The sequence below is a fragment of the Mesorhizobium tamadayense genome (genome assembly GCF_003863365.1).
Classification (GTDB): domain Bacteria; phylum Pseudomonadota; class Alphaproteobacteria; order Rhizobiales; family Rhizobiaceae; genus Mesorhizobium; species Mesorhizobium tamadayense.
In genome coordinates this window covers 1-24,383 of sequence record NZ_RQXT01000043.1, presented here as the reverse complement: position 1 = coordinate 24,383, position 24,383 = coordinate 1, and the positions used below count along the sequence as shown (strand labels likewise).

At 64.6% G+C, this 24,383-nt stretch carries 19 protein-coding genes and 1 riboswitch; of the genes, 6 read left to right on the top strand and 13 right to left on the bottom strand.

Annotated elements, in window-relative coordinates:
- Nucleotides 1–36: 36 nt before the first annotated feature.
- From EH240_RS27275 to EH240_RS27265, 3 genes are all read right to left on the bottom strand, one after another.
- Nucleotides 37–813 (bottom strand): amino acid ABC transporter ATP-binding protein, encoded by a 777-nt coding sequence (locus tag EH240_RS27275; RefSeq protein WP_125004423.1) that lies wholly within the window; start codon nt 811–813, stop codon nt 37–39.
- On the bottom strand, nt 810–1,490 hold the full coding sequence (locus EH240_RS27270) for an amino acid ABC transporter permease (protein WP_125004421.1): 681 nt from the start codon (nt 1,488–1,490) through the stop codon (nt 810–812). The genes EH240_RS27275 and EH240_RS27270 overlap by 4 nt, the downstream gene beginning before the upstream one ends.
- A 114-nt stretch (nt 1,491–1,604) precedes the next feature.
- The gene (locus EH240_RS27265) at nt 1,605–2,378 is read right to left on the bottom strand and encodes an amino acid ABC transporter substrate-binding protein (RefSeq protein WP_125004419.1); all 774 of its coding nucleotides are present in this window, start codon (nt 2,376–2,378) and stop codon (nt 1,605–1,607) included.
- 305 nt (nt 2,379–2,683) lie between these two features.
- Here EH240_RS27265 and EH240_RS27260 point away from each other — a divergent pair, with 305 nt between their 5' ends.
- Nucleotides 2,684–3,547, top strand: a complete 864-nt coding sequence (locus EH240_RS27260; RefSeq protein WP_125004417.1) for an RNA polymerase factor sigma-32 — start codon at nt 2,684–2,686, stop codon at nt 3,545–3,547.
- A 144-nt stretch (nt 3,548–3,691) separates the two neighbouring features.
- Complete coding sequence (locus tag EH240_RS27255) at nt 3,692–6,115, top strand: caspase family protein (RefSeq protein ID WP_206075327.1); 2,424 nt, start codon at nt 3,692–3,694, stop codon at nt 6,113–6,115.
- Nucleotides 6,116–6,202: 87 nt separating this feature from the next.
- On the opposite strand, the gene EH240_RS27250 is transcribed toward EH240_RS27255, so the two are convergent.
- From EH240_RS27250 to thiB, 4 genes are all read right to left on the bottom strand, one after another.
- The gene (locus EH240_RS27250) at nt 6,203–7,645 is read right to left on the bottom strand and encodes a M48 family metalloprotease (protein ID WP_125004416.1); all 1,443 of its coding nucleotides are present in this window, start codon (nt 7,643–7,645) and stop codon (nt 6,203–6,205) included.
- Nucleotides 7,646–7,825: 180 nt separating this feature from the next.
- Complete coding sequence (gene thiQ / locus EH240_RS27245; RefSeq protein ID WP_125004414.1) at nt 7,826–8,614, bottom strand: thiamine ABC transporter ATP-binding protein; 789 nt, start codon at nt 8,612–8,614, stop codon at nt 7,826–7,828.
- A complete protein-coding gene (thiP, locus tag EH240_RS27240) occupies nt 8,611–10,233 on the bottom strand; it encodes a thiamine/thiamine pyrophosphate ABC transporter permease (protein WP_125004412.1) in 1,623 nt (540 codons plus the stop codon). The genes thiQ and thiP overlap by 4 nt, the downstream gene beginning before the upstream one ends.
- A gap of 237 nt (nt 10,234–10,470) precedes the next feature.
- A complete protein-coding gene (thiB, locus tag EH240_RS27230) occupies nt 10,471–11,481 on the bottom strand; it encodes a thiamine ABC transporter substrate binding subunit (protein ID WP_125004408.1) in 1,011 nt (336 codons plus the stop codon).
- 42 nt (nt 11,482–11,523) lie between these two features.
- Nucleotides 11,524–11,638: riboswitch (TPP riboswitch) on the bottom strand.
- 100 nt (nt 11,639–11,738) lie between these two features.
- On the opposite strand from thiB, the gene EH240_RS27225 reads away from it, so the two are divergent.
- Genes EH240_RS27225 through EH240_RS27215 form a run of 3 tightly spaced genes read left to right on the top strand, consistent with a single transcriptional unit; the run spans nt 11,739 to nt 14,504 of the window.
- Nucleotides 11,739–12,386, top strand: coding sequence for a thiamine diphosphokinase (locus tag EH240_RS27225; protein ID WP_125004406.1), 648 nt, complete (start codon nt 11,739–11,741; stop codon nt 12,384–12,386).
- 1 nt (nt 12,387) lies between these two features.
- Nucleotides 12,388–14,208, top strand: a complete 1,821-nt coding sequence (locus EH240_RS27220; protein ID WP_125004404.1) for an ABC-F family ATP-binding cassette domain-containing protein — start codon at nt 12,388–12,390, stop codon at nt 14,206–14,208.
- A 53-nt stretch (nt 14,209–14,261) separates the two neighbouring features.
- Nucleotides 14,262–14,504, top strand: a complete 243-nt coding sequence (locus EH240_RS27215) for a type II toxin-antitoxin system CcdA family antitoxin (protein WP_125004402.1) — start codon at nt 14,262–14,264, stop codon at nt 14,502–14,504.
- A gap of 273 nt (nt 14,505–14,777) precedes the next feature.
- Here EH240_RS27215 and EH240_RS27205 read toward each other — a convergent pair whose 3' ends face one another.
- Together EH240_RS27205 and EH240_RS27200 are read right to left on the bottom strand one after the other, a co-directional pair.
- Nucleotides 14,778–16,550 (bottom strand): hypothetical protein, encoded by a 1,773-nt coding sequence (locus EH240_RS27205; protein WP_125004400.1) that lies wholly within the window; start codon nt 16,548–16,550, stop codon nt 14,778–14,780.
- A gap of 68 nt (nt 16,551–16,618) precedes the next feature.
- Entirely contained in the window at nt 16,619–17,917 is a 1,299-nt protein-coding gene (locus EH240_RS27200; RefSeq protein ID WP_125004398.1) for an adenylosuccinate synthase, read from the bottom strand.
- Nucleotides 17,918–18,191: 274 nt separating this feature from the next.
- On the opposite strand from EH240_RS27200, the gene EH240_RS27195 reads away from it, so the two are divergent.
- Entirely contained in the window at nt 18,192–19,055 is an 864-nt protein-coding gene (locus EH240_RS27195) for a DMT family transporter (protein ID WP_245436407.1), read from the top strand.
- A gap of 204 nt (nt 19,056–19,259) precedes the next feature.
- On the opposite strand, the gene serA is transcribed toward EH240_RS27195, so the two are convergent.
- From serA to EH240_RS27175, 4 genes are all read right to left on the bottom strand, one after another.
- Nucleotides 19,260–20,861: a phosphoglycerate dehydrogenase gene (gene serA / locus EH240_RS27190; protein ID WP_125004396.1), complete on the bottom strand. Its 1,602-nt coding sequence runs from the start codon at nt 20,859–20,861 to the stop codon at nt 19,260–19,262.
- 63 nt (nt 20,862–20,924) lie between these two features.
- Complete coding sequence (locus tag EH240_RS27185) at nt 20,925–22,100, bottom strand: phosphoserine transaminase (protein WP_125004394.1); 1,176 nt, start codon at nt 22,098–22,100, stop codon at nt 20,925–20,927.
- 193 nt (nt 22,101–22,293) lie between these two features.
- On the bottom strand, nt 22,294–23,163 hold the full coding sequence (locus tag EH240_RS27180) for an outer membrane protein (protein ID WP_125004392.1): 870 nt from the start codon (nt 23,161–23,163) through the stop codon (nt 22,294–22,296).
- A gap of 201 nt (nt 23,164–23,364) precedes the next feature.
- A complete protein-coding gene (locus EH240_RS27175; RefSeq protein ID WP_125004390.1) occupies nt 23,365–24,183 on the bottom strand; it encodes an outer membrane protein in 819 nt (272 codons plus the stop codon).
- Nucleotides 24,184–24,383: the final 200 nt, after the last annotated feature.

The following is a 24,383-nucleotide window of genomic DNA, read 5'->3' as shown; positions in this document are numbered from 1 at the left end:
TTTCAGCGCGACGCGCTTTAAAACCTGACGTCGGGATTACGGTCCGTCGCCGGTTTCCTTCTGCGCCTCCTCCTGCCGCAGCGAGGCGATGAAGCGCTTGGTCCGCTCGCGCTCTGGCCTGTCGAACACGACCGAGGCCGGACCTTTCTCGACGACGACACCGGCATCGAGGAACACCACCTCCTGCGCGATCTTGGAGGCGAGCCTCAGATCGTGCGTGGCCATCACCATGGTCGTGCCCTCGCGGGCCAGCTGGCCCAGCACGTCGACCACTTCCTGCGCCAGTTCCGGGTCGAGTGCCGAGGTCGGCTCGTCACAAAGCAGCACGCGCGGCGACGGCGCCAGCGCGCGCGCTATTGCCACGCGCTGCTGCTGGCCGCCGGACAACGTTGCCGGCCAGGCGTCGGCCTTGTGCGCCATGCCGACCTTTTCTAGCAGCGCCATCGCCCGCTCGCGTGCCCTCGGCTGCGGCCATTTCAGCACCGTGACCAGCCCCTCCATGACATTCTCGATCGCGGTGCGATGCGGAAAGAGCTGGAAGTTCTGGAACACCATGCCGGTCTGCAGGCGCACCCGCTGGATGTCCATTGCCGGCACCTTGCCGCCCGGCCGGAACGCAAGCGTCTCATCGCCGATGCGCAAAGTGCCCGAAGTCGGGATCTCCAAGAGGTTGATGCAACGCAAAAGCGTGCTCTTTCCGCCGCCCGAAGGGCCGACAAGCGCGGTGACGCTGCCTTCGTCGATGCTGACGCTGACGCCCCTCAGCACAAGGTTGTCGCCGAAGCGCTTCTCGATGTCGGTGAGGCCGATCATGGATTGGCCTCCAGGAAGCCGCCATAGCGGTTAAGCCGCACCTCCAGCCGCGCCTGCAGCGCCGACAGCACCGAGCTCATCGCCAGGTAGAGCGCCGCCGCCTCGACATAGAGGATCAGCGGCTCATAGGTGGTGGCGACGACGCGCTGCGCGGCCTGGAACATTTCCGGCACCGTTATCGCCGCCGCGAGCGAGGTGTCCTTGACCAGCGAGATGAAGGTATTGGAGAGCGGCGGCACTGCGACGCGGCCTGCTTGTGGGAGGATCGTGCGCCGCATCGCCTGGCTCCAGGTCATGCCGATCGAGTAGGAGGCCTCCCACTGGCCTTTCGGCACCGAGCCGATGACGGCGCGGATGATCTCCGACGTGTAGGCGCCGATGTTGAGCGTGAAGCCAATCAGCGCGGCGGGAAAGGCATCGAGCAGGACGCCCACCGACGGCAGGCCGTAGAAGATCAGGAACAGCTGCACCAGGAGCGGCGTGCCGCGGAAGATCCAGACATAGAAACGGGCGACGGCGGCCAGCGGCTTCGGGCCGAACAGCCTGATCAGCGCCGTCACCAGCCCGGCTATAAGCCCGAGAGCGAAGGACAGCAGCGTCAGCGGCACGGTGAAGATCAGCGCCGCCCACAACAGCGTCGGCAGCGACTCCAGCATCAATTGCAACCAGTGCGGCACTGAGCCCTTCTCCTTTCCGGATGCTGCGGCCATCTCTGGCCGAACGACTATCATGCAAAAACCGGCGGGCCGTCAAAGACGGCCCGCCGGTATCAAAAAGGACCAAGCTGCGCCTTACTGCGAGACGTCCCGGCCGAAATAGGTGTCGGCGATCTTCTTGTAGATGCCGTCGGTCTTGATGTCGGCCAGCGCCTTGTTGATCACCGCGACCAGTTCCGGATCGCCCTTGCGCACGATGACGCCGGAATAGTCGGCGTTCTCTTCCTGCGCGGCGATCTTCACATTGGCGTCGGGCTTGTGCTTCTTGAAGTCGAGGAAGGACAGGCTGTCGTTGATGGTGGCGTCGGCGCGGCCGGTGAGCAGCAGCTGGATCGACTGGTCGAAGCCGTCGGTGCCGACCAGCTCGGCGCCGTTCTTCTCGGCGAGCTTGCCGAAATTGGAGGTCAGCGACTGCGCCGCCTTCTTGCCCTTGAGATCGGCGAAGGTCTTTATCTCGGTGTCGTCGCCGCGCACGATCAGCACCGCCTTGGAGGCGATGTAGGGATCGGAGAAGTCATACTTGGCCTTGCGCGCGTCGGTGATGCCGACCTCGTTGATGACGGCGTCGTAGCGGTTGGCGTCGAGGCCGGCGATCAGCCCGTCCCACTTGCCTTCGAGGAACTCGACCTTCACGCCGATCTTCTCGGCGATGGCCTTGGCGATCTCGACGTCGAAGCCGACCAGCGCGCCGGTTTCGTCATGATAGGTGAAAGGTGCGTAGGTGCCCTCCGTGCCGACCTTTATGATGCCTGCCTGCTTGATCTGGTCCAGATTGGCGCCGGCGTGACCGGCGGTGACTGCCAGAACCTGCAGCGTTCCGGCGACGAGGAGCGATTTGAGCCATTTCATTTTTCTGTGATCCCGTTTTGACCGGTGCCCGGCGCGTTGTGAGAGCCGCAAACTGACAGATAGATGTTCGCGAAATAAGGAACCAGATTTCAAAAATTGGCTCAGCCAGAAATCTGATCCTCAAAATCAATGCAGATCACGGCAGGCAGACGTCCCGGATCGATAACAGGACCGTGCTGGCGCGCTGCATAAGCGCCTCCGCCGCAACGGAACCATCCATGCGCCTGACACGTTGCAGGCTGTTGTAGGGCGCGGCAGCGTCTTTTCAACCGTCGTCAGCGCAACGATCTCCAAGAGGAGCCGGCATGATCGAGGATGTGGCAGGACGGACACTGGTCCGGGCGGCAATGAAGGCCCCCTATCTCGAGCGCGACGAGGAACATCTCCTGGCCATACGCTGGAGAGAAAAGAACGACCAGGACGCGCTCCACCTGATCACCGTCGCCCATATGCGGCTGGTGATCTCCATGGCTTCGAAATTCCGCCACTACGGCCTGCCGCTCGGCGACCTGATCCAGGAAGGCCATGTCGGCCTGCTGGAAGCCGCGGCCCGCTTCGAGCCCGCCCGCGAGGTGCGCTTCTCGACCTACGCCACGTGGTGGATCCGCGCCTCGATGCAGGACTACATCCTGCGCAACTGGTCGATCGTGCGCGGCGGCACCAGTTCGGCGCAGAAGGCGCTATTCTTCAATCTGAGAAGATTGCGCGCGCGGCTCGCCAACGGCGCCGAGCCGATCTCCAATGCCTCGCTCTACCGCGAGGTCTCGGCTGCGCTCGGCGTGCCGGAAGCCGATGTGGCGATGATGGATTCGCGTCTTTCGGCCCCCGACAGCTCCCTCAACACCCCGCTTGCCGACGAGAACGGCGCCGCCGAGCGGATGGATTTCCTGGTCTCGGAGGATCCGCTCCCCGACGAGGTCGTCGGCGAAACGATCGACGTCGAGCGCCGCGCGGTCTGGCTGAAGAGCGCGCTCGGCGCGCTCAATGCCCGCGAGCTCCGGATCATCGAGGAGCGCCGGCTGAGCGACGACGGCGCCACCCTTGAATCGCTAGGCGAGGCGCTCGGCATCTCCAAGGAACGCGTTCGCCAGATCGAAGCGCGCGCCATGGAAAAGCTGAAGGTGGCCCTGGTCAAGCAGAACCCCGAATTCCTCGCGGAAGCCGCCTGAAGGAAATACAATACTGATTAAACAATAAAAGCCATCGCGGCGCTTTCCTTCTCTCCCTATCTGCGGATTGTGAATTCGTTAACAGACCCCGTGCGCGGCAAAGGGTCTATTGAAGTCACAAGATCATAGCAGGGAGGATTAGCCATGCTGCGATGCCGCGTGCTTCTTGCAGCCTTGATCCTCGTGTGCTTCACGGCGTTCGAAGCTCACGCCGATGGCAGGGTTGCCCTTGTGATCGGCAATTCCGAATACCGAAACATTCCGGCTCTCAGGAATCCGGACACGGAGGCCGAGGATGTCTCGAAGACGTTCCGTCTGGCTGGTTTCCAGGTGTTCGTCGCCAAGGACGTCACCAAGCTTCAGTTCGAGGAGCGGTTCCGCAACTATCTCGCCGCGGCGGACGGCGCCGATTTGGCTGTCGTCTATTATTCCGGCCACGGCTTGCAGATCGGCGGCGAAAATTTTCTGATCCCGGTCGATGCGTCGCTCAAGGATGCCGCGGACATCGAAGTCCAGGCGATCAAGCTCGACGATGTGCTGCAGCAATTGCGCTCGAAATCGAAGATCCAGGTGATCATCCTCGATGCCTGCCGCAACAATCCGTTTCCGCGCAAGGACTACTGGCTCAGGGACCAGCTGATCACTGCCAGTGGCACAGGGCTCGCTGAGGTGAAAAGCTCGCAAAACACGCTCATTGCCTTCGCCACTGGGCCTGGTGCGATCGCCTATGACGGCACGGGCAAACTTAGCCCGTTTTCATCCGCCTTTTCCCGCCGCGCGCTGGCACCGAACCAGGAAATCCGCACGGTCATGGCTGCCGTTCGCCGCGACGTGGTTAAAGCCACCGACGGCAAGCAGGTTCCTTGGGAGAACTCCTCGCTGATCGACGAGGTGGTGCTGATGCGCCGCGCCAATCGCCCAGCACTGCCGCCGGTGCTGGAGAAAGTCGTGCCGTCAGGCGTCGGCCCCGTCGCGCTGGGCCTGCCGGAACCGGTGGATGTCGATGGCGCCGCAGTGACTGTCAGCATCGAGAAGGCGCCGGCGTTCGGACGCCTGATGCTGGACGGCAAGCCGGTTGCGACTGGCAAGGCGATACAGGGCAAGGATCTGCCGCGCCTGAAGATGGACGCGCCCAAGCTGGTTGGCGCGCCGGAGCAAGTGGACACGCTGGCCTACATTACCCGTAACGATTGGGGCGGCGAATCCCAAGGCATCCTGTTGTTGCGGGTCAAGAACGGCGAGGGCGCCGAGGGCAAGCAGATCATGGCCTCGCTCAAGGCCGAGCAGAAGCAGGAAGTGTTAGAGCGCGGCCTCCACGTCACCGGCGCCGTCGAGGCGATCGAGAACCGTGACGTCAGCATCCCTGTCGGCGTCGGGCCGGTGCCGTTGAAGCTGGATTTCCCAACCAAGGACCCCGACGTCGGCCTTAAGCTCGCGAGCTATCCGGCAACCGGAACGCTGTCGCTCCCGGATCGCATCCTGTCGCCTCAATCGAGCCTGATGGCCGAGGAGATCAACGATTTGCGCTACGAGCCGCAGATCGGCTCGGCAGCTCCCGTCGAGGTCGGCTTCGAAATCCGTTCCGGTAACTTGTCCAAGCCGGCGACGATGAAGCTGTCGCCAAGTGTCGACCCCTGCGACCAGGCCGCGGGCGAACCGCTCGACCTGCAAGGCGTCGCCCCCGGCCGGCTGACGAATGAGATCGGCGGCGGGGCGGTGGAGGCCTGCGAGGCGGCGGTGAGGGCCTACCCGGACGTCGCGCGCTTCCACTACGAGCTCGGGCGGGCGCTGCTGGCGTCCGGCAAGATCGACGAGGCCGGGAAGGCCATTCAGGATGCTGCCGACAAAGGGCATGTCCGGGCTGTCTTCGAGCTCGGCAACATCGCTTCCGGAACAGGCACGGATCCCACGAAAGCGAACGGCCTCTATTCGCAAGCGTCCGACAGAGGCGACCCCTACGCCATGGCTGCTTGGGGACGCGCCTTGTTCAATGGTCTCGGCGTCCAGCGCGATACCGCCAAGGGGTTGGACCTGCTGCTGAAGGCAGCGGCGATGGGGCATGTGAATGCCATCAACGATCTCGCGGTTATCTTCAAGGAAGGCCGCAATGGTGTGCCGGCCGATCCCGACCGGGCCTTGGCTTTCCTCAGAGCCGGGATCGAACGGCAGGAAATGTATTCGATGAGCATTCTCGGCCTTCCCGCGCGCAGCGCCTTAACTGTCGCAGTGTGCAAGCCCAAGGTCGTGCGGAAAATAATCACGAAGATAAAGGTGGTCCGCATACCCACGCCAAAGGTCGTCGAGACACCGGTCAAGCCAGTACAGAACGATACCGGACCGGCGCCCTGGCGCGGCAATAGCGGTGATCATCCAGAGCCCCGCGGCGGCAGCGGCGGCGGCTCTGACAGCGGCGGCACTGACGGCGGCAGCACCGGCGCCGCTGACGGTGGTAGCACCGGCACGACTGACGGTGGTAGCACTGGCACCACTGACGGTGGTAGCACTGGCACCACTGACACCGGCAGCACCGGCGGCTTTGACGGCGTCAGCCTCGGCTCTGACGGATAGCAGCAGCGCTGGCGTGCGCGGGGCCAACCGAATAGACAGTGCCGAGCCGTTTCCTGGCGGAAGCCGCCTGAACACGGGGCGCCTGCCCTATTTGTCGGTGACGATCTTGACCTTGTCGCCGGCCGACACGGTCGCGCCGGGCGACATGGCGTTGAGCACCCGGAACAGGTCGAGCTTGCGGTCGACACCGACCATCTGGGCGGCAAGCGTGCCCATGTTCTGGCCGGCCTGGACGGTGACCACCCGGATATGCAGGGGCTTGAGCGCCGCCTTCTCGGCTGCGCTCAGCGTGCGGAAGGAACCGCTGACCGAGCGCGCGACCGGCTCCAGCGCCGTGCTGGCCGAAGGTGCGGCGGTCAGCAGCCGGTAGACCTGCCCGCCGGCGCGGATCACCGCGATATCGAATTGCCACCCTTGCGCGCTGGCATGCGCCGTCGCCGCCTCGTTGCCGTTGATCGTCTCCTGGCGCACGCTGGCACCGTCCAGTCCGGCGACCCAGCCGCTGCGGATGTAGTCGGCCAGCGACACCGACTTGTCGATCGCCACGCCGTCGAAGCGGATGGCGATGTCGCCAGGCCCGGTCGCGGTCACGGCCGCCGCCGAATTGTCGATGACGAAGCCGTCCGGCACCGAGAACGAGACGCCGAGGCCTGGATGCAGGAAGGTCTGGCCGCGCACATAGCCCTCTTCCGGCGTGTCGCCGTAAAGCAGGCCGTCTATGCCGGCGAGGAAGGCATCGCGGTCGCGCGTGCCGACGCCCGGCGGCCCGAAGTTACGGGCCAGCCGCTGCGCCAGATCGATGCGCTGCGGTGTGTTGGGGTGCGTGGCCAGGAAGTCGAGGCTGGCATCGGTGGCGCCGCTGACCGAGCGGAAATCTGTATAGGCCGACATCGATTGCAGGAAGCGGCCGGCGGCATAGGGATCGTAGCCGGCCTCGCCGATCGACTTGATGCCGATGGCGTCGGCCTGAAGTTCCTGGTTGCGCGAGAACTGCGCAAGCTTCAGCTTGCCGCGGATGAGCGCGGCCTTGGCGGTCGGGCTGTCGCCGAGCACGTCGGAGACGACCTTGGTCGCCAGGCCCTCCTCGGCCTCGAGCTGCTGTCGCTGCAGGCCGTGATTGGCGGTGACATGGCCCATCTCATGCGCGATGACGGCCGCGAGTTCCGAGGAATCATTGGCCAGCGCGAGCAGCCCGCGCGTGACGTAGAGATAGCCGCCGGGCAGCGCGAAGGCGTTGACGTTGGGCGAATTGAGGATGGTGATGCGATAGGTCTGCGTCGGGTTGGCCGACACCACCGTCAGGTTGCCGACGACCTTGGCCACCATGCGTTCGAGCTTCGGATCGGAATATTCGCCGCCGTAGGTGGCGAGAATCCGCGGATGCTGCGCTTTCGCCATCTCGGCGAGCCTGGCGTTGGCGACGACATTGTCGACCGTGATCGGCTTGTCCGAGGGCTGGAAGCCGGACTCCTGCACGTCCGGCGGCGTGAGCATCTGGCAGCTCGCCAGCGCCACGGCAAAGCCGGCCATCGCGAAAAATCGCGCCAGCGGCCTCGTCCACACTCTCTCGATGCCGGTCGTCAGATCGGCTTCCTTTCGAAGTCTTTCGGCAAATCACAGCTACTCCGGACCGGTATGGCCGGACCTAGCCACACTCCCCCGGACAAGGCAAGCAAACGCCGGATCACCCGCCGCCGGTTTGGCCGAAAATTATGTCGGCTTCCGGGCAATATGTTGTGATCCGGCAACGCTGCCGCCTCGATCGCCGATATAGCGCCGGAAGGCGTCCGGTCCAGAGCGGTCGAAGAAATCGGCTGCCGACCCCGTTGCCGCGACCCTGCCCTCGTCCACAAACACGATCTCCTGGCCGATGCGGCGCGCGTCCTGTGGGTGGTGCGTCACGAAAAGCACGGTCATGTGCCGCTCGGCATGGATGCCGGCCACAAGGTCGAGCATGTCGTCGCGCAGCGCCGGACCGAGCGAGGCGAAGGGCTCGTCGAGCAGAAGCACCGGTCGGTCGCGCAGAAGCACCCTCGCCAGCGCGACGCGTTGCCGCTCGCCGCCGGAAAGCTCGCGCGGAAGCCGCTGCTCCTTGCCGGCAAGGCCGACGCGCGCCAGCGCTTCCGCAACCGCGTGGCGATCGGCAGACGTAAGCCTGAGCGATGGCGTGCGGCCGAGTCCGACATTGCCCTCCACGGAGAGGTGGGCGAACAGATTGTTTTCCTGGAACACCATCGACACCGGCCGCGCGGAAGGCGCGGCGTCGCCGACATCGATCCCGCCGATCAGCACCTTGCCCGCGTCGGGCGTTTCGAAGCCGGCGATCAGGCTGAGCAGTGTCGACTTGCCTGACCCGCTCGGCCCCATGATGGCGGTGATCCTGCCGGCGGCGAACCCGGCATCGAAGCGGAACGCCGCCTCGCCGTAGCTGAACGAAACGCCGTCCAGCGTGAGGGCCAGCGCCTCCTGTGCCCCGATGCCGTCGCTCGTCGTTGTCATGCCTTTGCTTCCCGGCCCATCCAGTCGGCGGCGACCACCAGTATCAGGCAGACAAGGCCGAGCAGCAAGGCGAGCCCAGCGGCGTCGGCGGTGCGGTAGCTGCCCATGCGCGCGAGCAGAAGGTAGGGCAAGGTCTGCACCGAATCGCTGCCGAACAGCGCGATCACGCCGAGATCGCCGAGCGACAGCGCCATGGCGAAGGCAAAGCCGGTGGCTAAAGGCCGCCTAAGCGACGGCCAGTCGACCAGGCGCAGCCGGTTCCAGCCGGAAATGCCGAGCGCCAGGCAAAGCCGTTCGTGGCGCTCGCTTGCCGCGTCGTAGGCCGGGCGAACGGCGCGGATGGCGAAAGGCATCGCCATCACCGCATTGACGGCGACGACCATGACGGGCGCGACGGCGAACACATCCGTCACGTTGCGCAATGCCAGGAACCAGCCGGCGCCGACCACGATCGGCGGCACGACCAGCACGAAACCGGCGCCGGTGTCGGTGGCATGCTCGAGCAGCGACATGGCGCTGCCCGCGCGCCGGCGCAGGGCCAGCGCCCGCCGGGCCGCGATGAGCGATAGCGACAGCGCCACGGCAAGCAGCGCCGAGAGGAAGGCGAGCCCGGCGCTGGTGAGCGTCGCGCGGCGCACGGCGTCCTCGCCGGCCAGCCGCCCAAGATCAGCCTCCCGCCCGGCCAACACGATTGCCACCATCGGCCCGGCGACGAACAGCAGGGCAAGCACGATCAGGCCGGCGTTCAGAACGGCCTCGACCTTGCCGGCCGAAAGATAGCGGCGCGGCGCCACCGGCAGATTGGCGTCGCCGACCGTGTTGGCGCCGAGCCGCGTCAGCGCGGTGACCACGACAAAGGTCAGGCCGATCTGCAGCAGCGTCAGCACCACCGCCCGGGCCGGATCGAAATCGAAGCGCAGCGAATGGTAGATCGCGACCTCCAGCGTCGTCGCCGCCGGTCCGCCGCCCAGCGTCAGCACGATGGTGAAGGAGGTGATGCAAAGCATGAACACCAGCCCTGCGACGCCCGGCAAGGCGGAGCGCAACGCCGGCCACTCGATCAGCCGGAAGGCCGGCCGGGCGCCTATGCCGAGCTGGCTCGCCAGCCGCCATTGGTCGGCCGGCACCGTGCCGAGCGCCTCCAGGAACAGGCGCGTGGCCAAAGGCAGGTTGAAGAAGACATGCGCGATGAGGATACCGGAGAGGCCATATATGCCCGACCACTCCCCGCCGCCGAGCTTGCCGAGCACGTGGGCGAAATAGCCGGCATGGCCGTAGAGCGCCAACACGCCAAGGGCGGCAACGATGGCCGGCAGCGCCAGCGGCACGGTGAAGAGCTGCAGGATCAGGCGACGCCCGGGAAAGCCCGGATGCCTGGACAGCGCGCGTGCCACCAGCAGCGCCGGCGCGACCGACAGCAATGTCGACAGCAGCGCCTGCCAGAGCGTGAAGCGGGCGACGCGCAGGAGATAGCCGTCGAAGGCGGCAAGAGCGCCGGATGGATCGCGCGCGCCTTCGAGGACAAGCCCGGCGAAGGCGCCGCCTATGAGCAAGGCGACTGCCACGAGGGCGACGATGCCGGCGGTGGTGCGGGAGTCATTGGATTGACGCGTGCGCATCCCGCGTCACTCAATACAGCAATGGGTTTCAAATGGCTGACGAATGCCGAGTTCCCGCCCACCCCCCTCTGGCCTGCCGGCCATCTCCCCCGCAAGGGGGGAGATTAGGCGCTCCGCTGCCTTCGCCAATCTCCACTGTGACAGAAATGAGCGAGGCGGCGAAACAGCCGATCTCCCCCCTTGCGGTGGAGATGGCCGGCAGGCCAGAGGGGGGTGGTCGACAGTTATCAAAGCCGGCTACTTGCTCATCGCCGCCAACCACTCATCCACCCAGGCCTTGCGGTTGGCCGCGACCTCCTCCGGACTGAACAGCAAGGTCTTGGTCGGCTTCACCAGTCTGTCGAAGGCCGGGTTGAGCGGCTTGTCGGTCTTGCCGGCCGGGAACATCCAGTTGGTCTCGGGGATGACGTCCTGGAACTTCGGCCCGCTCATGAAAGCGATGAATTTTTCCGCCAGCGGGTTCTTGGCGCCGGTTTTGGTGATGCCGGCGACCTCGATCTGCAGATACTCGCCCTCCTCGAATGACGCCGCCTGGTAGCGTGCGGTGTTCTCGGCCACCATGTGGTAGGCCGGCGAGGTGGTGTAGGACAGCACCATCGGCGCCTCGCCCTTGGTGAACAGGCCGTAGGCCTCGCTCCAGCCCGGCGTCACGGTCAGAACCTTGGACTTCAACTTGGCCCAGGCTTCCGGCGCCTTGTCGCCATAGACCGACTTCACCCACAAGAGCAGGCCAAGGCCCGGCGTCGAGGTGCGCGGATCCTGGATGACGATCTTGTCGGCGCCGCTGCCCTCGACCAGCTCCTTCAGGCTTTTCGGTGGGCTCTTCAGCTTCTCGGTGTCGTAGACGACGGCGAAATAGCCATAGTCGAAGGGAACGAAAGTGTCGTCCTTCCAACCGCCGGGCACATTCAAATCGGCAATGGCGCCATGCGGCGCGAACAGGCCGCTCGCCTTGGCGTCGGCGGTCAGGTTGGTGTCGAGGCCGAGCACGACATCGGCCTTGGTGCCGACGCCCTCCAGCTTGACGCGGTTGAGCAATGCCACGCCGTCGGCCACCGAGACAAATTCGAGATCGCAGCCGCATTCGGCCTCGAACTCTTTCTTCACCGCGGGTCCCGGACCCCAGTCGGCGGTAAAGCTTTCATAGGTATAGACGGTGAGCTTGTCCTTCGCCTCGGCAGGCCCAACGCCTGCCAGAAGCGAGACAAGACCCGTTGCGAGAACAAGCTGGGACAATAATGAGCGCATCGGCGCCTCCTTCGTTCGCGTTAAAGGAATTGAGGCGTCGGATGGTCCGAAACGTCTAATCCCTCCGCCGGTACAAACCGGATCAGGTTCAGCGGGTTGGCTTTGTTGCCTCTCAGCCGGTTCGCGAAGTCAGCGTCCGGCACCCCGTTAGAGCGTTTCGAGACATAGGGCGGGCCGCAGCACTGCGCAAGCGGAAGTTTGCCGGGCATCCCGGCCACGGCTTCCGTTTCACGGGCCGGGCTGGTAAGGCGACGCCCATGGGCACATTCACCATCCTGCTTGGCGGCGACCTCGTCCGTACGCCTCGGCTCGATCGCCAGATCGAAGGCTCCCGCGTCATCGCCGCCGACGCCGGCATCGGCCATGCCCGCATGCTTGGCCTCATGCCGGAACTTTGGGTCGGCGACTTCGACTCCGTGCCGCCGAACCTGCCGGAGGATCTTGCCGCCGTGCCCCAAAAGATCTTTCCGGCCGAAAAGGACATGACCGATGGCGAACTCGCCATCGCGGAGGCGCTCGCGCGCGGCGCCACCAAGCTGGTGCTGGCCGGCGCCTTCGGCGGCAAGCGCGCCGACCATGCCTTCCTGCACCTGGCTCTAAGCGTGCGGCTGGCCGATGCGGGAACCACGGTGCTGCTGACCAGCGGCGCGCAGGAAGGCGTGCCCGTCCTGCCCGGCAAAAAAGCCGACTTCGACTACGCCGACGGCACGCTGTTCTCGGTGCTTGGCTTCTCCGATCTCGCCGGCCTGACGGTCTCCGGCGCCAAGTGGCCGCTAGACCGCGTCGAGGTGGCGTTCGGCTCCTCGCTCACCATATCAAACGAGGTCAAGGGCCGGCTCGAGATCGCGCTGGAGCGTGGCCGGGCGCTGTTGCTCGCCCACCCCTATCCTCTTCCCGAAAGCTGACATGGCTCCGCCTCTTCTCAACCTTGACGGCATAAAACTGACCTTCGGCGGCACGCCGCTGCTCGATGGCGCAGCACTCAGCGCCTCCGCCGGCGAGAAGACCGCGCTTGTCGGCCGCAACGGTTCCGGCAAGTCGACGCTGCTCAAGATCGCCGCCGGGCTGATCGAGCCGCAGGACGGCGAGGTCTTCCGCCAGCCTTCGGCGACGGTTCGCTACCTGCCGCAGATGCCGGACATGGATGGCTTCGCCAGCGTGCGCGCCTATGTCGAGGCGGGCCTTGGGCCAGCCGACGACCCGCATCGCGCCACCTATCTGATGGAGCATCTCGGCCTTACCGGCGAGGAACGCCCCGACGACCTTTCCGGCGGTGAAGCGCGCCGCGCCACGCTTGCCCGCGCCATGGCGCCGGAGCCCGACATCCTGCTGCTCGACGAGCCGACCAACCATCTCGACCTGTCGGTCATCGAATGGCTGGAAGAGGAGCTTGCCCGCACCTCTTCCGCCGTGATCCTGATCTCGCACGACCGCCGCTTTCTCGAACGCGTCTCGCGCGCCACGGTCTGGCTTGACCGCGGCCAGACGCGGCGGCTGGACAAGGGTTTCGCACATTTCGAGGAATGGCGCGACCAGGTGCTGGAAGAGGAAGAGCGCGAGCAGCACAAGCTCGGCCGCCAGATCGTGCGCGAGGAGCACTGGCTGCGCTATGGCGTGACCGCCAGGCGCAAGCGCAACATGCGCCGCCTCGGCGAGCTCCAGGCCATGCGCCAGCGCCATCGCAGCCATCGCGGCGCCGAGGGCGCGGCGACGATGGTGGCGAGCGACGCCGCCGAATCCGGCAAGCTGGTGATCGAGGCCAAGGCTATCGAGAAGAGTTTCGGCGATCTGACCGTGGTCAAAGGTTTTTCGACCCGCATCCAGCGTGGCGACCGTGTCGGCCTGGTCGGGCCGAACGGCGCCGGCAAGACGACGCTCCTCAAGATGCTGACCGGCGAGCTGGCGCCGGATGCCGGCCCTGTGCGGCTCGGCGTCAATCTGGAGATCGCGACGCTCGACCAGAAGCGCGAGGCCGTCGACCCGCAGGAGACGCTGGCGCACTACCTGACCGACGGGCGCGGCGAGAACCTCGTCGTCAATGGCGAGCAGCGCCACGTCGTCTCCTACATGAAGGATTTTCTGTTCAAGCCGGAGCAGGCGCGCACGCCGGTGCGCGAGCTTTCGGGCGGCGAGCGGGCGCGCCTGCTGCTTGCCCGCGTGCTGGCGCGCCCCGCCAACCTCCTGGTGCTCGACGAGCCGACCAACGATCTCGACATGGAGACGCTGGAGCTGCTGCAGGAGCTCGTCGCCGGCTTTGCCGGAACCGTCATCCTGGTCAGCCACGACCGCGACTTCCTCGACCGCACCGTCACCAGCGTCATCGCGCCTGACGGCGGCGGACGCTGGATCGAATATGCCGGCGGCTATTCCGACATGCTGGCGCAGCGCGGCGGCTCGAGGCTGGCGGACCGCAAGGCAAGGCCGAAAGCCGAAGCCGCCGACGCAAGCGCTGCGCCGAAGGCTGAGCAGGCCGTCCCGAAGGGCCCGGCGAAGAAGCTCTCCTTCAAGCAGAAATTCGCGCTGGAATCCCTGCCGAAGAAGATCGAGGCGGTCGCGGCCTCGATCTCCAGGCTGGAGAACAACATCGCCGACCCGTCCTTCTACGAGCGCGATCCGGTCTCCTTCCAGAAGACGATCGCCGCGCTCGACAAGGAGCGCACCACGCTGGCCGCGCTCGAAGAAGAGTGGCTGGAGTTGGAGCTGCTGCGGGAGGAGATGGAGGGGTAGCTTGAAGATGCGCCTTCACGCGCGTATCCATGGGCACGGACAGGAGCGCTCATATGCCCGAATCCGTTGCCCGATCTTCACGAAAAACACTCAAAATTTCCATTGACCGGCAATTGGTCGAAGATGCCGAGGCGTTGAGCATCGACATTTCTCGCGCCGCCGAGACAGGCATCGCGAATGCGATTGCTGCCGAAAAGACCCGTCAATGGCAAGAAGAGAACAAGGACGCCATTGAAAGCTGTAACGGCTACGTCAGGCAGTACGGGCTACCCTTGGCTAAATATCGGTTATTCTAGCCAGACGCGATCGATGTCAGCGTCGGCGCTGCCCCTCATCCGCCTGCCCGCACCTTCTCCCCGTAGAACGGGGAGAAGGGAATTGGTCTAGCGACCATCTTGCAACATTGGTGATTGGCGAAATCGTCGATGAGAGCGCCCCTCTCCCCGTCACTATACGGGGAGAGGATGCCGGCAGGCAGGTGAGGGGCAGCACCGATGCTGGAACACAAGGGCTAAAGCCGTCCCGAAGCCGATTGCCGCGTTCAGGAGACACGTCAAAGCCTGGCGGTATTACCCCGACGTCTTCGTCGCCCAAGCCTTCAGCGCCTCGTCAAAGACCTTCTCACCGGGGATGCCCTTTTCCATGGTGAGAAGCGCCCGCCGTCCGGTCTTGTAGACCACCGGTACATCGATCCAGTCCTGTCCCCGCAGCAGCGTCAGATTGGCGTCCTCGTCGGCCTTGGTGTCGTTGAGCGCGACCAGGAAGAAGCCGTCGGCGATCTTGGCCGGGATGCCGATCAGCGGGCTGCCGGCGTCCTGTTCCGAGCTCTTCATGGCGATGCGCAGGATGTTGTCGACGCCGCCGCCGTCAAACCCTTCCGGCGTCAGGAAGATCATCTCGATGATGTGGCTGGCCGGCAGCGTCTGGTCGGTGTTGCGCCGGATGGTCATGCGCAGCTGGATGTCCTTGCCGGGTATCGTCGCCTCGGCGCGGATCGCCGGCTCCGGCGGCAGGTCGCCCCCAGGCGATTCCTGCACCAGTGACCAGACGATGCTGCCGGGTTCTGCGGTGCCCTGCTGCGTGCTGGTGCGCTCCTCATAGAAGATCGCCTTCTGGCCGACCGGCACGGTTGCCTCCGCCGTCGCCGGCGCGGGCGTGGTCCCGGACGCGGGCGGCGTCGCGCCAGCCGCAGGCGGCGTGGTCCCTGCGACGGGAGGCGTGGTCCCGGTAGCAGGCGCGGTCGAATTGGCGGCGGCACCGGCAGGCGCCGGCGGCGTTGCTCCAGCGGCGGGCGGGGTCGCGCTAGGAGTTTGCGCGGCCGGTGGCGTGCCGGCGGGGGCGGGCGGTGTCGTCGTTGCAGGCTGAGCCGGCGGCGGCGTGGTCAGCGCGGCAACGGATTCGCCTTCGCCAATGGTGCTCTGCCCGCCGGCCGGGCCGGGATCGATCTCCTTGCCTTCAGGGGTCAGGCGCTGGGTGAACTTGACGGTTTCGTTCGGCTCGTTGGCGCCCGCTGCGCCCCCAGCGGGCGGCGCGGCTGCCGTCTCGGTCGCTGGTTTTACCGGAACAGGCTTGACCAGGGGCTCGGTCGAGACCGTCTTGCTGCCGCCGCCTGTCAAGCCGAGCATGGAGCCGAACGCATCCTTGTTCAGCCAGATGCCGTAACCGCCGCCGGCCAGCACCAGCAGTACGACGACGGCGGCGATCAAGCCGCCATAGCTGCGTTTGCGCGGCGGCGGCCGCAGCCGCTGGAAGGTGTCGGCCGGCTGCTCGTCATTGGCGAAGACATCGCTGCCGTCTTCCGGCTCGGCGGCATTCATGCCGGGCAGGCCGACGTCCTCCTCGCGCGGCGAGGGCATCGGCGGTGGTGCCGGAGGCGTCTTCTGCCAGCTCGGCTCCGGCTTCGCTGCGCTTTGCCAGCTTGGTTCTGCCTTTGATGCGCTTTGCCAGCTCGGTTCAGTCTTGACCGGTGCGGGCGCCGGCTTGAAAGGCTCGGGCTTGGCAGGCTCGGGCTTCGTCACCGGCGGCTGCCGGACGTGGCTTGGCTGGTTCTTGTTGCGGTCGATCGACGAGAAGATGTGCTCCAGCTCCGCCAGCGGATCTTCTGCTGGAGCCAGCTTGGGCGCCGGAGCAGGCTTGGTGTATTCCCGCTCGACGCTGACAACGGCATCTTCAAGCGAACGTTTCTGCTTGCTGATGACGTCGGCGGAAAGCGGCGGGGAATATTCCGCGAGTTTCTTCGCCAGCATCTCACGAGCATTCTCGTAGATCCGCTTGCGCAGCTCGGACGAGGGCTCGCCGTGCTTGTCAAGCTGCTTTTTCAGAACACTAACGAAATCCGCCATGCGTCAGTCGACCTGCATTCTTTCCCCGGGCCCGCAAATCAGTCGTAGCGCCGGGAAGGGCTGTGAAACTAGTCTTGAAACGGGTCGGTCACAAGTATTGTGTCGTCCCGTTCCGGGCTGGTGGAAAGCAGCGCAACCGGGGCGCCGATCAGCTCCTCAATGTGGCGGACATATTTGACGGCTTGCGCCGGCAGATCGTTCCAGCTCCTGGCGCCGGCCGTCGTCCCCTTCCAGCCTTCGAGCGTCTCATAGACCGGCTCGACGCGCGCCTGGGCGCCCTGGCTGGCCGGCAGATAGTCGATCAGTTCGCCGTCGAGGCGATAGCCGGTACAGACCTTGATCTCGTCCAGTCCATCGAGCACGTCGAGCTTGGTGAGCGCGATGCCCTTGATGCCGTTGACGGCTACCGCCTGGCGCACCAGCACGGCGTCGAACCAGCCGCAGCGGCGCTTGCGGCCGGTGACGACGCCGAATTCGTGGCCGCGCGTGCCGAGGAACTCGCCGATCTCGTTCTTCTGCTCGGTCGGGAACGGGCCTTCGCCGACGCGCGTAGTATAGGCCTTGGTGATGCCGAGCACATAGCCGATGGCGCCGGGGCCGGTGCCGGAGCCGGCGGCCGCCTGGCCTGCCACCGTGTTGGACGAGGTGACGAAGGGGTAGGTGCCGTGGTCGATGTCGAGCAGCGTGCCTTGCGCGCCCTCGAACAGGATACGCTCGCCGGCGCGCCGCTTGTCGTCGAGCACCTTCCAGACGCGGTCCATGTAAGGCAGGATCTCGCCGGCTACCGAGGTCAGCTCCTGCATGATCGCCTCATGCGTCGCCTCGGCATGGCCGAGCCCGCGGCGCAGCGCATTGTGGTGCGTGAGCAGCCTGTCGACCTTCAGGGGAAGTGTTTCCAAATCCGCCAAATCCATGACCCGGACGGCGCGCCGGCCCACCTTGTCCTCGTAGGCGGGGCCGATGCCGCGGCGGGTCGTGCCAATCTTGGTTCCGGAATTCGAGGCGGCGTCTTCGCGGAACCCGTCCAGCTCCCGGTGCAGCGACAGGATAAGCGCGGTGTTTTCGGCGATTTTCAGGCGCTCGGGCGTCACGTCCACGCCCTGCTCCTTGAGCTTCGCGACTTCCGCGACGAAGGCATGCGGATCGAAGACCACGCCGTTGCCGATGATCGACAGCTTGCCCTGCCTGACCACGCCGGACGGCAGGAGCGACAGCTTGTAGACCTTGCCGTCGACGACCAGCGTGTGACCTGCGTTGTGGCCGCCCTGGAAGCGCACGACCACGTCGGCACGTTCCGACAGCCAGTCGACGATCTTGCCCTTGCCTTCGTCGCCCCACTGTGAGCCGACGACCACCACATTGGCCATGTTCTTTTCCCTTGAGATGCCGCCCAGGCGGCTTGAAACGACAGCCTCTATAACCTCATGTGCAGGCCGATGCGACCCTTCTTTGCCGCCGAAACCACCCAAGGCGCAACAATCTAGGCACAACGAATTCCGGCTTTCGCATCATTTACTTGGCCCGGCTGTCGCCATAGGCCGGCTTCTATCTTCGAACGCGCCTCCCGCCCCGGATTGAGCGATGCATCGAGCTGCCTATTTGTTCCTTCTTTCCACCATGCTGCTATAGGGCGGCAATTCCGTGGCCGGCAAGCTAGCGGTCGGCCATGTATCGCCAATGACGCTGGTTTTCCTGCGCTGGGTGCTGGCGGTGCTTATCATGCTGCCCGTCGGCTGGCGGGCGTTTCGCGAGGACTGGCCTGAATTGCGCCGGCACTGGCTGCTGATTGCCGGCCTGGGCGCCTGCGGCTTCACGATCTTCAACGTCATCTTCTACACGGCGCTGAACTACACGACCGCCATCAATGTCTCGATCGAGCAGGCCGCCATACCGATCGTCATCATTCTTGCCAATTTCGCACTGTTCCGGCTGCACGTGCACCGCCTGCAGATTGTCGGCGTCGCGCTGACCGTCGTCGGCGTCGCCCTCACCGCGAGCCATGGCGATCTTAGCCAGCTGCTGAAGCTCGATCTCAATTTCGGCGACGCCATCATGCTGGTCGCGGTTCTCTGCTACAGCCTCTATTCGGTGGGGCTGCGCCTGAAGCCGGCCATCCGCCGGCAAAGCCTCATGCTGGCTCCGTCGCTCGCCGCGCTTTTGACCTCGTTGCCCTTCTTTGTCTGGGAAGTAGCGGCCGGCCGCGTCATCGTCCCGGACGCGCGAGGATGGGCGGTCGCGTTCTATACCGCGCTCGGCGCATCCGTCGTCTCGCAGATTTTCTACATCAGGGGCAATGAGCTGATCGGCGCCAACCGCGCCGGGCTGTTCATCAACCTGGTGCCGATCTTCGGCACGCTGCTCTCGGTGCTGATCGTCGGCGAGCAGTTCCAATTCTATCAGGGTCTGGCGCTCGCGCTGGTGCTCGGAGGCATCGCGCTCGCCGAATACAGCGGTATAAAGACGACCGCCACGGTTCAGGCTACAGCGAGCGGCCAAAGGCGCTGAGTTGTCGGAACGCCTTGGGCTAACCTGCTTGCCACAGGTGGGATAGTGCTTCCGTTAGCGGATCGCATGCCTTGGTGAATGGCCGAAGCGCCTCTCACTTCGTCATCCCGGGGCGCAGCAAGGAGCGAAGCGACGCGGCGCAGACCCCAGGATGACGAAGGCGCGGAACCGGCCCCGCGCCTCTGCATGCCTTTTCGAAATGTCTCAGGCGGCGCCGACGTCGAAGTGGAGCCGCTTGGCCGAGTCGATCGATTTGTGCGCCCGCAGCTGATCCAGCACGCTTTCCGGGAACGGCGCGTCGAGATAGAGCAGCGCAATGGCATCGCCGCCCGGCCGGTTGCGGCCGAGCTGGAAGTTGGCGATGTTGACGCCGTTCTCGCCGCAGACGGTGCCGAGCAGGCCGATGATGCCGGGCGCATCGGCATTGGTCGTGTAGAGCATGTGCTGGCCGACCTCGGCGTCGAGGTTGATGCCCTTGATCTGGATGAAGCGCGGCTTGTGGTCGGAGAAGCAGGTGCCGGCGATCGAGCGCGTCATGTGCTCGGTCTTGACGGTCAGCTTGATATAGCCGTCGAACACGCCAGACTTGTCGCGCTTGACCTCGGCGACGATGATGCCGCGCTCCTTCACCATGATGGGCGCCGACACCATGTTGACGTCGGAGACTTGCGGCCGGATGAGGCCGGCGAGCGTGGCGCTGACCAGCGCCCGCGTGTTCATCGCCGCGGTCGAGCCGTCGAAAAGGATCTCGACCTCCTTGATCGGATCCTCGGTGACCTGGCCGACAAAGGCGCCGAGCACCTCGGCGAGCTTGACGAAGGGTTTTAGCCGCGGCGCTTCCTCGGCGGTGATCGAAGGCATGTTGATGGCGTTCGAGACCGCGCCCTTGATGAGATAGTCCGACATCTGCTCGGCGACTTGCAGGGCGACATTCTCCTGCGCCTCCGTTGTCGAGGCGCCGAGATGCGGGGTGGCCACGACATTCTCCATGCCGAACAGCGGGTTGTTCTCCGCCGGTTCGACCTCGAAAACATCGACGCCTGCGCCGGCCACCTTGCCGCTCTTCAGCGCCGCCACCAGGTCGGCTTCGACGACCAGCCCGCCGCGCGCGCAATTGATGATGCGCACGCCGTCCTTCATCTTGGCGATCGCTGCCGCGTCGATGATGTTGCGCGTCTTGTCGGTCAGCGGCGTATGCAAGGTGATGAAGTCGGCGCGCGCGAACAGCTCGTCGAGCTCGACTTTCTCGACGCCGAGCTCTTCGGCGCGGCTGTCCGACAGGAACGGATCGAAGGCCACGACATGCATCTTGAGGCCGACGCCGCGTGTCGCGACGATGGAGCCGATATTGCCGCAGCCGATGACACCCAGCGTCTTGCCGGTGATCTCGATGCCCATGAAGCGGTTCTTCTCCCACCTGCCGGCATGCGTGGAGGCGTTGGCTTCCGGAATCTGGCGAGCTAGCGCGAAGATCATCGCGACGGCGTGCTCGGCCGTGGTGATCGAATTGCCGAAGGGCGTGTTCATCACGATGATGCCGCTGCGGCTTGCCGCGGGGATGTCGACATTGTCGACGCCGATGCCGGCGCGGCCGACGACCTTGAGCCTGGTTGCGGCATTGATCAGCTTCTCGGTGACCTTGGTCGCCGAGCGGATGGCAAGGCCGTCATACTGACCGATCACTTCGAGCAGCTTTTCCTTATCCTTGCCGAGATCGGGCAAGTAGTCGACCTCGATGCCGTGATTCTTGAAGATCTGCACGGCGGTGGTTGAAAGTTTATCCGAGACGAGAACGCGGGGCGCCATGGCGGCCTCCTTGATGGGAATTGAATGTGTCGGGAAATGGTGGCCCACTGGCCGCCATGGAACTCAGGCCGCTGCTTTGAGCGACGCCTTCTGCGTGGCGAAGGCCCAGTCGAGCCAGGGCAGCAGCGCTTCGAGATCGGAGGTCTCGACGGTTGCGCCGCACCAGATGCGAAGGCCGGGTGGCGCATCGCGATAGGCGCCGATGTCGTAGGCGACGCCTTCCTTCTCGAGCGCCGAGACCATGCCCTTGGCGAAAACCGCCTGACCGTCGGTATCGAGCGCCGCGACTTGGCCGTCCGTGAAGGAGAGGCACACGGAGGTGTTCGAGCGTGTCGCCGGATTGACGGCCAGATGGCCAAGCCAAGGCGACTCGTCCACGAACCGGTCGAGCACCGCGGCATTGGCGTCGGCGAGGGCAATCAGCGCTGCCAGGCCGCCGATCGACTTTGCCCATTGAAGCGCGTCGAGATAGTCCTCGACGCACAGCATCGACGGCGTGTTGATGGTCTCGCCCTTGAAGATGCCTTCGATCAGCTTGCCGCCGGAGGTCAGGCGAAAAATCTTCGGCAGCGGCCAGGCCGGCTTGTAGGTCTCCAGCCGCTCGACGGCGCGAGGGCTGAGGATCAGCATGCCGTGCGCGCCCTCGCCGCCCAGCACTTTTTGCCAGGAGAAGGTCACGACATCGAGTTTTTCGAAGTCGAGCGGTTGCGCGAAGGCGGCCGAGGTGGCGTCGCAAATGGTCAGGCCTTTGCGATCGGCCGGGATGAAATCGCCGTTCGGCACGCGCACGCCGGAGGTCGTGCCGTTCCAGGTGAAGACCACGTCGCGGTCGAAATCGATCTCAGTCAAGTCCGGCAATTCGCCGTAGCCAGCCTCGAGCTTGCGCACGTCGGCGAGCTTGAGCTGCTTGACGACATCGGTCACCCAGCCGGAACCAAAACTTTCCCAGGCGACCATGTCGACGCCGCGCTCGCCGAGCAGCGACCACAACGCCATCTCCACCGCGCCGGTGTCGGACGCCGGCACGATGCCGATGCGGTAGTCGGCGGGAACCTTGAGGACTTCGCGCGTCAGCTCGATTGCCTGCTCGAGCTTGCTCTTGCCGATCTTGGCGCGATGGGAGCGTCCTAGCGCGGCAGCTTTCAGCGCCTCGACCGACCAGCCGGGGCGTTTTGCGCAGGGACCTGAGGAGAAATTGGGGTTTGCCGGACGGAGTCCGGGCCTGGTAAGCGTCGTCATCGTGGTCTATCCTTCCAGATAGTGGCCCCTCGTTGGGGAGGGGTGGCCCACGGACGGCGATATGCTTTCAGCCTTCCGGCGTCAAGAGCAAAGTTTTTGTCGCTGGCGGGATATTCGCCTTACGCCCGCTGCCTGGCGCAAGACGAAACGGCGGATCGTGGATCCGCCGTCGGCATTCCCGGACTTTCGTTGCTCACCAGAGATCGTAGCGCAGCCCGAGCTTGACCGTCTGATAGTCGATGCCCTTGTGAATATTGAAGGCGCCATTGTCATAGGCGACATATTTGCCGCTTGGGACCGAGAAATACTCGTAGCCGAGGTCGACGGAGACATTTTTGGTCACCTGATAAGAAAACCCTGCGCCGATGGAGTAGGCTAGGTTGAACTTGGCTTCGGAGTCCTCCGAACCCTTGTAGCCAGCCGGATCATTACAAGCGAAGCCCCCGACACCAGACGAGTTGGACGGAACATCGATGCAGTCCCGCTCCCCCAGGGTTCTGAAAAACTTGTTGTAGGCCACGCCAATGCCGCCGCCGATATAAGGCGTCAACCCGACATAAGTGCCAAGGTCGACATAGCCGTTGGCCATCAGGCTGTAGCCCTTGTTTGTACCGAAGTTTGAGGCCACGCAATCGGCGGTCGCGGCGACCGGCGAGATGATGAAACCGCCACTGCCGTCGGGGAGGGCAACATTCGTGGTGCCCGCGCAACCATCGGGCACGACGGCATTATCGCTGAACTTATTGGTTGGCAGGATGCCGCCGTTCAGTTCGACGCGCAAGTAGTCGTTTACATGATAACCCATGCCGACGCTGCCGGTGAACAGGCTGCTGTTGTTGTTGAAGGTGGATGATCCGCTGTTCGCGATCTGATGTTCGAACGGATGGCTGAAAGCGTAGCCGACATCGCCGCGCAGGTACCAGCCGGAGCCGACCTCGACCGGCTGATAGTCCGGCGCCTGATCGACATAGATCGGCGGATCGTAGTCGGCCGACACCGCCTGTGTCGCCGGCATCAGCACGATTGCGGCGAGCGCCAGTGCGATACGCGATTTTGATGTCATGGTCCCCGGCTCCTGAAGTTGGCGCCAGTCGCGAACGCGAGCGCCGTTTTCAAGAGCATTGTTAACCATAGTGGTTAAGTGCCGGTTAAGGATAACAGGCGGTTACCGAATTGATTCCGATGAGATTTTACCGGCAGCGCACAAACGAAAACCGCCCGGCTGACGCCGGGCGGTTGGCAAGTTTCAGGAACATCGAAGCGATTACTTCGTGTAGATCGGTTCCGGCTCCGGCTGATAGGCAACCACCGGCGCGGCGCACCCGTTGTTGCCGCCGAACTGATAGCGCAGACCGCCACGCACCTCATGGGTGTTGATACCGTGGTCGAAGCCCGGCCCCGAGCTGGTCGTATCGAACTCGAACATGCGCCCGCCCTGGATATGGGTGTAGCGGTAGCCTGCGTCGAGGATGAGCCTATCCGTTAAGCAGTAGGAAGCGCCGGCCATGAGCGCGTAGGCGAAGCGCCAGTTGGATGAGCCGGGATTGGTCTCGGTGGTGTTCGGATCGTGGACCGTGTCCCACTTGATGTGCGCACCGCCGATGCCGGCGCCGACGTAAGGCGTGATGCCGTGATAGGTGCCTATATCGACATAGGCATTGGCGAGCAGCAACAGGGCGCTCATCCTCGACACTTCGGTCGACACCGTGGTCAGATCCGAGGTCTGGCCGTTGAAGTCCGACTTGAACCAGTAGTCGGCGGTCAGGTCGGTGCGGAAGTAATCGTTGACCTTGTAGCCGACACCGCCGCCGAGCGAGAAGCCGCCCTTAAGCTTGCCGAAATCGAAATCGTTGGTGCCGGGCGGTGGGCCATAAACAATGTAGTCGATGCCGCGCAAGGTAGACTTGTGGTAGTCGATGTCGCCGCGGATATACCAGCCACCGACGTCGACCGGCTGCGCCTCGACGATCGGCGGCGGAGCTTCCTCGATCGGTTGTGGTTCCGCGAAGTCGGCGGCAAGGGCCGGTCCGGCCACTCCCGCGAACAGCGCGGCAAACAATGCCATTCTTGCTGTATTGAACATGCTGTCACCCCTAAGAAGCCTCGGGACGACACCGCCCGAAGTTGAACCTCGGCGTGGATAATGAATTGCAAAGGTTAAAGGCCGTTTAACCGTACCGATTAACCACGAATCTATACAGTCGTCCGTGAAGAACTCGGAAGGCTTTGATTCAATTTAGGATTCTGCTCTAGTTTTGCGTTTGATTTTGCCGAAAATCGTGG